This is a genomic window from Mesorhizobium erdmanii, from assembly GCF_013170725.1.
In the GTDB taxonomy this organism is placed as follows: domain Bacteria; phylum Pseudomonadota; class Alphaproteobacteria; order Rhizobiales; family Rhizobiaceae; genus Mesorhizobium; species Mesorhizobium erdmanii.
Genome location: NZ_CP033361.1, coordinates 1611748 through 1624596, shown reverse-complemented (window position 1 = coordinate 1624596; position 12849 = coordinate 1611748). Strand labels below are relative to the sequence as shown.

Genomic DNA, 12849 nt, shown 5'->3' with positions numbered 1-12849 from the left:
ACCGGAGCCCTCTTGAAGAGCCGAAAGAACCCAGGAATTAACCGCCGGTTAACCATGCCGGCCGATGGTCTTCTTCCAGAACAGGCTGGCTCGCCGCCACCCGGAATCTCAGGTCGTCGAAATTGATTCGCTTCGAAAATGTCGGCCTCCGCTATGGCATGGGTCCGGAAATCCTCCGCGACATTTCCTTGCATATACCGGAGCGCTCCTTCCAGTTCCTGAGCGGACCTTCGGGCGCCGGCAAGACGACGTTGCTGCGCCTTTTGTTCATGTCGCTCAAACCGACGCGCGGGCTGATCACGATTTTCGGCAAGGACCGCTCGCGCATCTCGCGCACCGAATTGCCGCATCTGCGGCGCCGCATCGGCGTGGTGTTTCAGGATTTTCGCCTGCTCGACCACATGACCACCTATGAGAATGTCGCGCTGCCGCTGCGGGTGCGCGGGCGCGAGGAAACGAGCTACCGCACCGATGTCACCGAGCTGTTGAAATGGGTGGGGCTGGGCGAGCGCATGCATGTGCTGCCGCCGGTCCTGTCGGGCGGCGAGAAGCAGCGCGCCGCCATCGCGCGTGCCTTGATCGAGCAGCCGGAGATCCTGCTGGCCGACGAACCGACCGGCAATGTCGATCCTCCGCTGGCGCGGCGCCTGCTGCGGCTGTTCATCGAGCTCAATCGTCTCGGCACCGCCGTGGTGATCGCCACGCACGACCTCGGCCTGATGGAACAGGTCGACGCGCGCCGCATGATCCTGGCCGGCGGAAGGCTGGACATCTATGACTGAGCTGTCCGCCGAACACCTTGACGAGCAGGACGCCGAGGCGGCCGAGGCAAGGCCACGCGCCCAGCGTCGGATGGCGCCGATCGTGCCGGCGCAGAACATCGCCGGCCGGGCACTCGTCCTGGTCATCGCCATCATGACTTTCCTGTCCTGCCTGACCTTCGGCGCGGTGACGCTGGTGCGCGACACCGCTTCGGTCTGGGAGAACCAGATCTCGCGCGAGGCGACGATCCAGATCAAGCCGGCCGACGGCCTCGACATGGAGGCAGCCCTAACCCAGGCCTCGCAGATCGCCGGCGAATTCGCCGGTGTGAAGTCGACGAGGATCATCGATCGCGAGGCGACCGCCAGGCTCTTGGAGCCATGGCTGGGTTCGGGCCTCAACATCGACGAACTGCCGGTGCCGCGCCTGATCATCGTTACCATCGACGAGAACAGCCCGCCCGACTTCGCCGCCATGCGCGCCGCCATCACGCCGAAGCTGCCTAGCGCGTCGCTCGACGATCACCGCACCTGGGTCGACCGGCTGGTGGCCATGGCCCGCACCACGGTGACCATAGGCATCGCCGTGCTGGCGCTGATGCTGTCGGCCACGGTGCTGACCGTTGTCTTCGCCACCCGTGGCGCCATGGCTGGCAACGGTCACATCATCGAGGTGCTGCATTTCGTCGGCGCCGAGGCGACCTTCATCGCACGCGAATTCCGCCGCCATTTCCTGGTCACCGGCATGAAGGGCGCCGCCGCCGGCGGGGCTGCGGCGGTGCTGGTCTTCATCGTCTTTTCCTGGTGGTCGTCGCGCAACATGGCAACGCCGCAAGCCGATCAGGCAACCGCTTTGTTCGGCAATTTCGCCATCGGCTCGGCAGGTTATCTCGGCGTCGTCCTGATGGTGCTGGTGATCGGCGCGCTGACGGCGGCAACCTCACATGCCACCGTCGTCGCCTATCTCAGCGACATCGACGTTCGCCAGCCCGACGCATGAAAAGGGCGCATGCTTTGGCGGGAATGGAAGAAGGGTGATCACGGATGGAGAAACGGCGTAACGCAAAGTGCGTCTTTTACCTACCAAAGGCCGCATTTCGGGATTAACCATATGGCTATGGACGTGCGGGACTCGACCGGGACGGCTGGGCAGATGCCAGTGGTGGTTGCTCGTTTGCGCGACCGCAGCCCAGTTAGCCGTTTAAGGACCGCGCTGCGCATATCCGCGCTCTCTCTCCTCGTTCTTGTCATGTTGTTCGCCGGCGGCTTCGGCTGGTTCGCCAACAAGGTCGCCCATCTGACCACGCCCGCCAATCCGGCCAAGGCCGATGCCATTATCGTGCTGACCGGCGGCCAGTCCCGCCTCGATGCGGCGATGGATCTGCTGGCGTCAGGCAAGGGCGAGCGGCTGTTGATCAGCGGCGTACATCCTTCCGCCAGCCGGCGCCAGCTGCAGGCCGCGACCGGTGGCGACAAGAAGCTGTTTTCCTGCTGCGTCGACATCGACCGCGCCGCGCTCGACACGATCGGCAATGCCGAGGAAAGCGCCAAATGGGTCGAAAGCCATGCTTATGGCACGGTGATCCTGGTCACCAACAACTACCACATGCCGCGCAGCCTGCTGGAAATGGGCCGGTTGCTGCATGGCGCCAAGCTGGAACCCTATCCAGTGGTCAACTCCAATCTCGACAATGGCGGCTGGCTGACCAAGCCACGGGCCTTGCGGGTACTGTTCACCGAATACGCCAAATACTTGCTGGCGCTGGCGCGCGGCATCGTACCGATGAAACCGACCCCTGACGGCATCGCACTGGCCGAGACGGCGGCCGGCGGCTGAGCCCCCGGCGAGACCCCGTCATTCCTCGTCTGTCCCCTTCGACGCGGCTTTCAGGCGTAAAACCTCCTGCTCCAGCTGTTGAATGCGCCGGTCCCGCTCGCCAAGCGCCGCCGCCACGTCGGCAGCCTCGAAGCGCTGCGGGATGTGTTGCGGGCAGTTGGCATCCCAGGCCGAGACGGTAAACAGGATGACCTGTTCGGGCCGTGCCTTGTAATCCCGCGGCATCAGCTTCGCCATCAGCTCGGCATCATTCTCGACGACGCGGGCCGTGCCCCAGATCTTGATGCGCTGGCGCAGCATGTAGTCGATCAGGAACAGGAAGGCTTGCGGATTGTCGGCCAGGTTGCCCTGCGTGATGAACTGCCTATTGCCGGAGAAATCGGCAAAGCCGATCGTCTTTTCATCCAGCACCTTGAGAAACCCGGCGGGGCCGCCGCGATGCTGGATATAGGGCTGGCCATCGCTGTTGGCCGTCGACAGGAAGGCGCTCGTCTGCAGCGCGATAAAAGCGGCAAGGTCCGGCGTGATGACAGCCTGCCAGCCGCCGCGCTCCTCGACGCGGGCATAGGACTGGCGCGAGCCCTTGCGCGCCTGGATCGCCTTGACGGTCGGCGTGAAGGCGACGTCGCTGGTGAAAGCATGCGCGTTCATCGAAAGCCTCCTTAATTCGAGCCGGCCTCCAGCAATTCCAGGAAAAGTGTGTAACGGTTTTCCGTCCGGAATTGCGTAAAAACAAAGAGTTAGAGCGGTTCGGCGATTCCATCAAACGCTGAACCGGTCTAAAGTCCGAGCTCCGACAATATTGGGTGATCGTCCGGGCGGCGCCCGAGCGGCCAATGATATTTCCGCTCGGCTTCCGCGATCGGCAGGTCGTTGATGCTGGCGATGCGCAGGCGCATCAGCCCGTGCTCGTCGAACTCCCAGTTCTCATTGCCGTAGCTGCGGAACCAGGAGCCGGAGTCATCGTGCCATTCATAGGCGAAGCGCACGGCGATGCGGTTGCCGTGGAAGGCCCAGACCTCCTTGATCAGCCGGTAGTCTAGCTCCCGGCTCCATTTACGCGTCAGGAAGGCCTGGATGGCTTCGCGGCCTTGCAGGAATTCGGCGCGGTTGCGCCAGCGGCTGTCGGTCGTATAGGCGAGCGCGACCCGTGCCGGATCACGCGAATTCCACGCATCCTCGGCCATGCGCGCCTTCTGCGCGGCTGTTTCGGCGGTGAAGGGCGGTAGCGGCGGGCGACTTTCAGACATGGGAATCCTCTGTGGCATGACGGGTGGGGACCGGCGGCACCGCCAGCCCCTTTCCGGATTCAGGCAGCATCGCGGGCAGAAACAACCGGAAAATCGATCTCGGTCTGGGCAACCTCGTTGATATAGTTGGTCCAGACGTTGAGGGCGACATGCTGGACGATCTCGATGATCTCCCCATCATCGTAGCCCGCCAGCCTGACGGCAGAGAGATCCCCGTCGCCGACATGCCCACGGCTTTGCGCAACCCGGGCGGCAAAATGCACAGCCGCGGCCGCCTTGGGGTCCGTGGAGCCACCATGGCGATTGGCCATGATCTCGGCTTCGTCGAGCCTCGCGAGGTTCTTGCCCAGGTAGGTGTGCGCGGAAAGACAGTAATTGCAGCCATTGATCTCGGCGATGGCCAACGCAATGCGCTCGCGTGTCGACGCCGGCAACCGGCCCTTGGCCAGCGCCCCCGACATGCCCAGATAGCCTCCGAGCGCGGCCGGACTGTTGGCGACCATTCGAAACAGGTTCGGCACGGCACCGAGCTGTTTTTCAACCGCCTGCAGCAGGGGCTGCGCTGCGGCGGGAGCAGCGGCAATGGACGATGGTGTGGCGATGCGGGACATGACGACTTCCTTGTTGATGTGCACGGCTTATATGCATCCTTCCATCTGATGGATGTAGATGCCATATTTGCAATCAACCTTTCCAATTTCCGGAAGAAGTTATGGATCGCCTGGAAGCCATGTCCCTTTTCATCGCGGCGGCGGAAGACGGCAGTCTTTCAGCCGCCGCACGCCGTTGCGGCATTCCGCTGGCCACAGTCAGCCGCAAGGTCTCCGAACTGGAACGGCATCTCAAGACACGCCTGCTGAACCGCTCGACACGGCGGCTGACGCTTACCGATGCCGGCGACGCCTACCTTGCCGCCTGCCGCCGCATTCTCGACGAGGTCGGCGAGGCCGAACGCATCGCCGGCGGGGAATACAGCGCTCCCACGGGTGAGCTGATCATCACTGCGCCGATTGTCTTTGGCCGCCTTCATGTGCTGCCGGTCGTCACTGCCTTCCTCGCCGCGTACCCGCAGGTGGATATCCGCCTGACGCTCGGCGACAGGATAGCTCAATTGGCCGAGGACCATATCGACCTCGCCGTCCGCATCGGCCGGTTGCCGGATTCGCGCATGGTCGCCATCAAGGTCGGCTCGATTGGTCATGTCGTGTGCGCAAGTCCGGCCTATCTGGCGGACCGGGGCACTCCGAAAAGCCCGGGAGATCTCGCGACGCACAGCTGCATCACTTTCGAGGGCCTCAGTTCTCTCGCCACCTGGACCTTCGCGGTGGACAAGGCCGACTTTGCCGTGCCGGTCCGCTCGAGGCTCCGCGTCAACACTGCCGAGGCGGCGATCGACGCGGCAATCGCCGAGGTCGGGTTGACGCGGGTGCTCTCCTACCAGGTCGTCGCCGCTGTGCGGTCAGAAGCGCTGCGTCCCGTGCTCAGGGATTTCGAACCCGAGCCTTGGCCGGTAAACCTGGTGCATGCGGGCCAGGGCCGGTTGCCGGTGAAACTTCGCGCCTTCCTCGACTTCGCCGCGCCGCGCCTCAGGGAACGTCTGGCGCAGGCGACCTGGCAGGAATGAGCCGCATCGCGGTGTTTCCTTTTTGCGCCCGCTTGGTGTAACCAACGCACACTTCCTCACCGGACCTCCCCCATGCTCTATGTCAGATCGCTGGCGTTCAACTTCGTCTTCTACGTCAATCTGATCGTCCAGATGATCCTCTGGACCCCCTATTATTTCCTGTCGCCCCGTCACCGCGCCTGGTTCGTACCGAAATTCTGGTCGCGCAGCTGCATGTGGCTCTATGACAAGATCGCCGGCACCAGGAGCGACATCACCGGGCAGGAAAACCTGCCCGAGGGCTCCTTCATCCTGGCGCCCAAGCACCAGTCGTTCTGGGACGCGATTGCGTTCTTCCCCTTCCTTCAGGATCCGCTCTACATCCTCAAGCGCGAGTTGACCTGGATCCCGTTCTTCGGCTGGTACATCATGAAGATGCGCATGATCCCGGTTCATCGCGGCAGCCGCTCCAAGGCCTTGAAGGCGGTGGTCGCGGCGACCAAGGAAGAGATGGCGCGCAACCCACGCCAGCTGATTATCTATCCCGAGGGCACGCGCCGCGCGCCGGGCGACGAGCCGGCCTACAAATACGGCATCGTCGAAATCTATACGCAGCTTGGCGTTCCGGTGGTGCCTGTGGCCCATGTCGCCGGCCTCTATTGGCCGCGCCGCAAATTCCTGCGCTATCCCGGCACCATCAAGGCGCGCTTCCTGCAGCCGATTCCGCCGGGCCTCGGCAAGGAGGAATTCATGGCGCGGCTGATCGGCGAAACCGAAGCCGCCTGCGATCAGATGCTCGTCGAGGCATCGCGCGCGCCCAACCCGCCGGCGCTGCCGCCGACGGCGGTGAAACGGTTGCGGGAGCTCGGCGCGAAGGCCTGAAGGTCCTCCTGCAGGCAATCAGCCATAGACAGCCAGCACCGTGGTCAGCACCAGCGTCGCGGCGAACACCAGGTTGATGATCCGCGACGCGACGGGCCTGCGCAGGAAGCGCGCGAGCGCGGCGCCGGCCAGCAGCCACAAGGCGTGGATGACAAGGATCATCGCGGCGAGCACCGCCAGCTTCAGCCAGAGGCCGGGTTCGGCACCGCCCTGTTTCGACGAGGCGCCGGCGAACACGGCGGCGATCGCCACATAGGCCTTGGGGTTGGCGACAGCCAGAAGAAACCCGGCCAGCCAGGTCGGGCGCGAAGCGTCGGCGGCGCCCGCCGCGAGCGGGGGCGCCGTGGCGATCCTGAAGGCGAGATAGAGAATGTAGGCCGCGGACGCGACAACCAGCACCGGCGCCAGCCTCGGCATCGAGGAAAGCGCCGCCGTGATCCCGGTCGCCACAACCAGCAGCACCGCGATCGTGCCAAGAACGACCCCCCAGGCATAGCGCAGCGAATCGCGCAGGCCGAAGGCGGCGCCAACGGCGGTGACGCTTATCGTTGCCGGCCCCGGACTACCCATGACAACGATCGAGGCCAACACCAGCGCGAGCAGCGGTCGCCAAAGCTCCGGCTGCGAGAGAAGCGGCTCACTCATTGCACACCCTGTCTTGCCTTGAGCGCAGGACGCTAAGGCAAGACAGGGTGGGTGGTCTTGGACGTTCGTGCGAGTCGAGCTGGCCGAAGCCTCAGCCGCTCGCTCTGTCGAGCTCGGCCATGTCGTCGGCGGTCAGTTTCAGCGACGCCGCCTTGATCAGGCTGTCCATCTGGCTGGGCTTGGTGGCGCTGGCGATCGGCGCGGTGACGCCGGGCCGCGCAATGACCCAGGCAAGCGCAACCTCGGCCTGTTTGGCCGAATGCCTGGCGGATACCGCGTCAAGGGCGGCGAGAATACGCATGCCCCGCGCATTGAGGTAGTCTTTCACCCCGCCTCCGCGCTCGCTTTGGCCAAGATCGGCCTCGCTGCGGTATTTGCCGCTCAGAAAACCCTTGGCCAGGCTGAAATAGGTGATGACGCCGATGTCCTCGGCCACGCACAGATCGCGCAGCGGCCCATCGAAGGAGGAGCGGTCGTAAAGATTATATTCCGGCTGCAGCACCTCGTAGCGAGGCAGGCCGCGCAGGCTTGCCACGTCGAGCGCGGCGCGCAGCTGGCCGGCGTCGAGGTTCGAGCAGCCGACATGACGGACCTTGCCCTTGGCGAGCAGTTTCTCGTAGGCCCCGAGCGTTTCCTCGTATGGCGTCGTCGGGTCCGGCCAGTGCGACAGATAGAGATCGATGACATCGGTCTGCAGCCGCTTCAGGGAGGCGTCGACGGCCTTTTCGATATAGGCGGCTGACAGGTCCTTGTGGCCTTGCCCCATATCAGAGCCGACCTTGGTGATCACCACGACCTTGTCGCGGTTGCCACGATCTTTCATCCAGTTGCCGATGATGGTCTCCGATTCGCCGCCCTTGTTGCCCGGCACCCAGCGCGAATAGGCGTCGGCCGTGTCGATGGCGTCGAGGCCGCCTGCGACGAAGCGATCGAGCAGGTCAAACGAGGTTTTCTCGTCGGCGGTCCAGCCGAACACATTGCCGCCCAGGACCAGCGGCGCGATGGAAAGGTCGGTGCGACCGAGACGGCGTTTCTGCAAGACTGATCTCCGTGATGATTTGGGGCCGGGCGCAGGACGCCCGCTCGCTGGGTTCGGACCCTAACCTAGGTCTTGCCGCATCGAGGTCAAAGGCCTGGCGGCCTTTTCCGCAGAGCCAGCGCTTCACAAAGGTGCTATCCCCCGCGCCACCCCCTCCAGCCAATGGTCGCGGATGCCGAGTGCTTCCAGATGTTTCAGCGTGCTGAGCACATAGTCCTCGTTGTTGCCGGATTGGCCGACCGCGCCGCGCACCATTGCTGCCGCATCCGCCGCGTCCAGCGCCCCGGCATATTGCTCATGCTTGCGGTCGACGATGTAGGCCACCGCCTCGACCGCCGCGCCACCATCGAGGCGGACCTTGAGCGTGCGCTCGAGATAGACTGATGTGACGAGCTCACGCTCGCGCAGATAGGCGATGACCTCGTCGCGCAATTCGCCCGGCACGCGGAAGGCAAGGCCGACGCAGGAGCCGCCATGGTCGAGGCCGAGCACCAGTCCGGGCCGCTGGCGCGTGCCGCGATGCACGAAGGAATAGACACAGAGCGAGCGGCGGTAGCCGTGCAGATGGGCGCGCCGTGTCTCGACATGCGCGAAACCCGGCCGCCAGATCAGCGAACCGTAACCAAACACCCAAAAATCGCCCATATCGCCGCGCCTGATTGCAAAAAGAATGGCAACACCGCACCGGAAACCGGTGTTTTTTCCGCTCGTCTCTGTCTACCTAGTGTTGTCGGAATCGAAGGTCCGTCCACCAATACCCATGCGTTAATGAGAGCCAAAGCATGACGTCAAGTGACGAACGCCAACCAAAGTCCCGCCGCGGCCTGTTCTGGCTCGTGGCGTTCATCGTTGTGCTGTTCGCCATTTACAGCGCCGGCTGGTTCTACCTGGCCAACAGGGTCAGGACAGAAGCCGACAAGGCGGTTGCCACGCTCAACAAGAGCGGCATCCAGGCCGGCTGCGCCAATCTCCAGGTCAGTGGTTATCCCCTGAGCTTTGCCGTGTCTTGCGACAATCTGGCGTATGAGGACGATGCCAGGAATATCGCGGCCTCGGCCGGCTCCTTCAATGCCGTCGCCCAGATCATCCAGCCTTTGTCGCCCGTCGCCGATCTGCGCGGTCCGCTCAGAACCTCGGTCCCCGGCATGGTGCCGCTGTGGATCGACTGGGACAACCTGCAGGCCAACGTCAAACTGTCATGGCCGCTACCACGGCGCATTGCGCTGCAGGCGGACGGCCTGTCGGGCCAGACCGATCCGGCCGACGACACCGATCCGGTGGAGTTGTTCAGCGCCGGCAAGGCATCAGGCCAGCTGCAGCCGAACGGCGGGGATATCGACTATGTCGGCAGCTTCACCGATCTGGAGATCGACCCAGACGCGATCGGCGGGCGCGTGCTGCCGGCGCTCGATGCCGGCGGCGACGCCACGCTGAAGAATGGTGTGGCGCTGATTGGGACGCAGGTGAAGAGCCTGCGCGGCCAAAAGGTCGAGATCCGCAACCTCGATCTGTCCTCGGGCACGGCGCGGGTCACCGTTTCCGGGCCGTTGTCGGTCGATACGGAAGGCCTGGTCGATGCCGACCTGATGATCCGGATCAAGGATCCCAAAGCCGTGGCGACCATCCTGGCCGGTGCCATACCCGAGCAGAAGAATGCAATCGAGCAGGGTTTTGCCGCGCTGGCCATGCTCGGCAGCGAACCGTCGATGCCGCTCAAAGTGATCAAGGGCAAGGCCTCGCTCGGTTTCATCCCGCTCGGCAAGATCAAGCCGGTTCAATAGCGCGGCCATGGCAAGACCAGCGAGGCTCCTGAGTGTCGGCGCGCTGACGCTGGACACCATCCTGCGTGTCGAGACGTTGCCCACGCATCAGGGAAAATTCATTGCGGCCGACGGTGTCCAGATCGCCTCGGGCATGGCCACCAGTGCTGCCTGCGCCGCACATCGCCTTGGCGCCGACGTGTCGCTGTGGGCGAGCGTCGGCGATGACACAGTCGGCGATCAGCTGATTGCCGGCATCGAGGCTGAGGGTGTCGATTGCAGCCACGTGCGTCGCGTCAGTGGCGCCCGTTCGGCACTGGCCTCGATCCTTGTCGACGCCCATGGCGAGCGCATCATCGTGCCTTTCTACGACAGCCTGGCACAGGCCGATCCCGGGACTTTGCCTTTCACGGACATCGCTGTGTTCGATGCCGTGCTGGTCGACGTGCGCTGGCCGGGTGCCGCGGCGCTAGCCCTGAAGGCGGCGCGCGCCGCCGGTCGGCCGGCGATCCTCGATGCCGACACAGCACCGCTGGCGGTGCTGGAGCAGCTGTTGCCGCTGGCCTCGCACATCGTCGCCTCCGAGCCGGCGGTCCGCATCGTATGCGGCCACGCGCTGGATCTGCAGACCGCATGCACCGACATGGCTTCCCGCACCGACGCATTCGTCGCGGTCACCGGCGGCGCGGCAGGCACATGGTGGTTCGATCGCAGCGCCGGATCATCCCGCCATGTCGCGGCACCAAATATCAAGGCGGTCGACACACTGGCGGCGGGCGATGTCTTTCACGGCGCCTTTGCCGTCGGACTTGCGGAAGCCATGCCGGTCGAGCAGGCTTTGCGCTTTGCCAGTGCCGCCGCCGCGCTCAAATGCCTGCGCTTCGGCGGCAGGCTCGGCGCACCGGACCGCGCCGAGACGCTGGCGATGGTCGCGGCGACCTGGCTTGCAACAGCCTAGCTCTTCGCCGGGTGCTCGACCGCCTGCCGGCCGAAATCCGGCGCATCGATATCCTGGCCGGCCTCGATGATCGAGCGGCGTACGGCGCGGGTGCGGGTGAACAGGTCGAACAGCTTGTCGCCGTCGCCCCAGCGGATCGCGCGCTGCAGGAACGCCAGGTCTTCCGAAAACCGCGCCAGCATTTCGAGGATGGCGTCCTTGTTGTGCAGGCACACGTCCCGCCACATGGTCGGGTCGGAGGCTGCCAGACGCGTGAAGTCGCGAAAGCCGGAGGCGGAATATTTGATGACTTCGGTCTTGGTCACCGATTCCAGATCGTCGGCTGTGCCAACGATGTTGTAGGCGATGATGTGCGGCAGGTGCGAGACGATGGCGAGCGTCATGTCGTGATGCTGCGGGTCCATCGTGTCGATGTTGGCGCCGCAGCGGCGCCAGAATTCCGACAGCCTTTCCAGCGCCTCCGGATCGGTGTCCGGCAGAGGCGTGAAGATGCACCAGCGATTGTCGAACAGATCGGCAAAGCCGGCATCCGGTCCGGATTTTTCCGTACCGGCCAGCGGATGTCCGGGGATGAAATGGACGCCGCCAGGCACATGCGGCTGCATTTGCGCGATGACCGAGGCCTTTGTCGAGCCGACATCGGTAAGAATCGCACCCTGCTTCAGCGCCGGGGCGATTTCCTGCGCCACCGCCCCCGATGAGCCGACCGGCACCGAGACGATGACCAGATCGGCGTCGCGAGCCGCTTCCTTCGCATCCGTCGTGTAGGACGAGCCCAGTCCAAGCTCCCGCGCCCGCGCCAGCGTCGCGGCGCTGCGGGTGGAGATGGCCACGTGGCCTGCCAGGCCTTCGCGGCGGATGACGCGGGCCAGCGACGAGCCGATCAGGCCGATGCCGACCAGCGCGATCTTTTCAAACATCGGTGATGTCATGGTGCGGCTTTCGGGCGTTCTAGCTTTTCAGGAATGTCGTCAGCGCGGCGACGACGCCGCGATTGGCCTCTTCGGTGCCGACGGTCATGCGCAGCGCGTTGGGGAAACCGTAGCCAGAAACGCGCCGCAATATATAGCCGCGCGCCGTCAGGTAATCGTCTGCCGCCGCCGCCGAATGCTTCTGGTCGTTGGGAAAATGGATGAGCAGGAAATTGCCGACGCTCGGCGTCACCCGCAATCCGAGCCCGGTCATCTCCGCGCTCAGCCAGGCAAGCCAGGTCTCGTTATGCGCCACGCTACGCTCGACATGGGCCCGGTCGCGGATCGCGGCGATACCGGCCTCGATCGCCGTCGCATTGACGTTGAAGGGACCGCGTACGCGGTTGATGGCGTCGACGATGTGCATGGGTCCGTACATCCAGCCGATCCGCGCCCCGCCGAGGCCGATCTTGGAGAAGGTGCGGGTCATGACCACATTCTCGGCGCTGCCGGCCAGTTCGATGCCGGCTTCATAATCGTTGCGGCGGACATATTCGGCATAGGCCGCGTCGAGCACCAGGAGCACGTTGCGGGGCAGGCCGGCATGCAGGCGGCGCACCTCCTGGAACGGCACATAGGTGCCGGTCGGATTGTTGGGATTTGCGAGAAACACGATTTTCGTACGCGGCGTGACGGCGGCCAGGATCGCATCGATATCGGCGCGCTCGTCGGTCTCCTTGACCACAACCGGCACCGCGCCTGCCGACTGTATGTAGATCTTGTAGACCATGAAGGCGTGTTCGGTGAACACGGCCTCGTCGCCAGGGGCGAGATAGGTCTGAGCCAGAAGACCGAGGATCTCGTCGGAACCGTTGGAACAGATGATGTTCTGCGCATTGAGGCCATGCACCTCGGCGATCGCCTCGCGCAGCCGCCTGGCGGTGCCATCGGGATAGATGTCGAGCTTTCCAGCAATCTCCCGCGCGGCCTCGATCGCCTTCGGTGACGGACCGAGCGGATTCTCGTTCGACGACAGCTTGTAGACCTTGGCGACGCCGGCCGGCGCCGTGCTCTTGCCGGGCACATAGGCGTCGATGTCCATGATGCCCGCGCGCGGGGTTGGACGTGCCTGATCCGGTGTCTGTGTCATTTTCCGTAAAATCCGTCGAAATGCCCCCATCTGGAGGCCGCAGCGGAAATACA

The 12849-nt window shown here is 64.4% G+C and carries 15 protein-coding genes; 7 read left to right on the top strand and 8 right to left on the bottom strand.

The window, feature by feature from the left end:
* The first annotated feature begins 122 nt into the window (after positions 1-122).
* The 3 genes from ftsE (at position 123) to EB233_RS07845 (ending at position 2598) form a co-directional block, all read left to right on the top strand.
* On the top strand, positions 123-782 hold the full coding sequence (gene ftsE / locus EB233_RS07855; protein ID WP_027054078.1) for a cell division ATP-binding protein FtsE: 660 nt from the start codon (positions 123-125) through the stop codon (positions 780-782).
* Positions 775-1761 (top strand): cell division protein FtsX, encoded by a 987-nt coding sequence (locus tag EB233_RS07850; protein WP_064992424.1) that lies wholly within the window; start codon positions 775-777, stop codon positions 1759-1761. Before ftsE ends, EB233_RS07850 begins: the two co-directional genes overlap by 8 nt.
* 111 nt (positions 1762-1872) lie before the next feature.
* On the top strand, positions 1873-2598 hold the full coding sequence (locus tag EB233_RS07845; protein ID WP_064992425.1) for a YdcF family protein: 726 nt from the start codon (positions 1873-1875) through the stop codon (positions 2596-2598).
* 18 nt (positions 2599-2616) lie between these two features.
* Here the strand turns inward: EB233_RS07845 and EB233_RS07840 are convergent, their stop codons facing one another.
* The 3 genes from EB233_RS07840 to EB233_RS07830 all read right to left on the bottom strand — a co-directional run bounded on the left by EB233_RS07840 (position 2617) and on the right by EB233_RS07830 (position 4459).
* Positions 2617-3249, bottom strand: coding sequence for a pyridoxamine 5'-phosphate oxidase family protein (locus EB233_RS07840; protein ID WP_064992426.1), 633 nt, complete (start codon positions 3247-3249; stop codon positions 2617-2619).
* 128 nt (positions 3250-3377) lie between these two features.
* Positions 3378-3848 carry a nuclear transport factor 2 family protein gene (locus EB233_RS07835; RefSeq protein WP_064992427.1) on the bottom strand — a complete coding sequence of 157 codons (471 nt, stop codon included), beginning with the start codon at positions 3846-3848 and terminating at the stop codon, positions 3378-3380.
* Between the two features lie 59 nt (positions 3849-3907).
* Entirely contained in the window at positions 3908-4459 is a 552-nt protein-coding gene (locus EB233_RS07830) for a carboxymuconolactone decarboxylase family protein (protein WP_064992500.1), read from the bottom strand.
* 101 nt (positions 4460-4560) lie between these two features.
* On the opposite strand from EB233_RS07830, the gene EB233_RS07825 reads away from it, so the two are divergent.
* Positions 4561-5472, top strand: a complete 912-nt coding sequence (locus EB233_RS07825; protein WP_064992428.1) for a LysR family transcriptional regulator — start codon at positions 4561-4563, stop codon at positions 5470-5472.
* Positions 5473-5544: 72 nt separating this feature from the next.
* Positions 5545-6333, top strand: a complete 789-nt coding sequence (locus EB233_RS07820) for a lysophospholipid acyltransferase family protein (protein WP_064992429.1) — start codon at positions 5545-5547, stop codon at positions 6331-6333.
* 18 nt (positions 6334-6351) lie between these two features.
* On the opposite strand, the gene EB233_RS07815 is transcribed toward EB233_RS07820, so the two are convergent.
* The 3 genes from EB233_RS07815 to EB233_RS07805 form a co-directional block, all read right to left on the bottom strand.
* Positions 6352-6978, bottom strand: a complete 627-nt coding sequence (locus EB233_RS07815; protein ID WP_064992430.1) for a LysE family translocator — start codon at positions 6976-6978, stop codon at positions 6352-6354.
* A 91-nt stretch (positions 6979-7069) separates the two neighbouring features.
* Positions 7070-8017 carry an aldo/keto reductase gene (locus tag EB233_RS07810; protein ID WP_064992431.1) on the bottom strand — a complete coding sequence of 316 codons (948 nt, stop codon included), beginning with the start codon at positions 8015-8017 and terminating at the stop codon, positions 7070-7072.
* A gap of 123 nt (positions 8018-8140) precedes the next feature.
* A complete protein-coding gene (locus EB233_RS07805; protein ID WP_064992432.1) occupies positions 8141-8662 on the bottom strand; it encodes a gamma-glutamylcyclotransferase in 522 nt (173 codons plus the stop codon).
* A gap of 137 nt (positions 8663-8799) precedes the next feature.
* Between EB233_RS07805 and EB233_RS07800 the strand changes: the two genes are divergently transcribed.
* On the top strand, positions 8800-9798 hold the full coding sequence (locus EB233_RS07800) for a DUF2125 domain-containing protein (RefSeq protein ID WP_064992433.1): 999 nt from the start codon (positions 8800-8802) through the stop codon (positions 9796-9798).
* A 7-nt stretch (positions 9799-9805) separates the two neighbouring features.
* Positions 9806-10735 carry a sugar kinase gene (locus EB233_RS07795; protein WP_064992434.1) on the top strand — a complete coding sequence of 310 codons (930 nt, stop codon included), beginning with the start codon at positions 9806-9808 and terminating at the stop codon, positions 10733-10735.
* Here the strand turns inward: EB233_RS07795 and EB233_RS07790 are convergent.
* Entirely contained in the window at positions 10732-11667 is a 936-nt protein-coding gene (locus tag EB233_RS07790; RefSeq protein ID WP_171892217.1) for a prephenate/arogenate dehydrogenase family protein, read from the bottom strand. The two genes, EB233_RS07795 and EB233_RS07790, sit on opposite strands and share 4 nt — an antisense overlap.
* Positions 11668-11686: 19 nt before the next feature.
* Entirely contained in the window at positions 11687-12796 is a 1110-nt protein-coding gene (gene hisC, locus EB233_RS07785; protein ID WP_064992436.1) for a histidinol-phosphate transaminase, read from the bottom strand.
* Positions 12797-12849 lie beyond the last annotated feature (53 nt).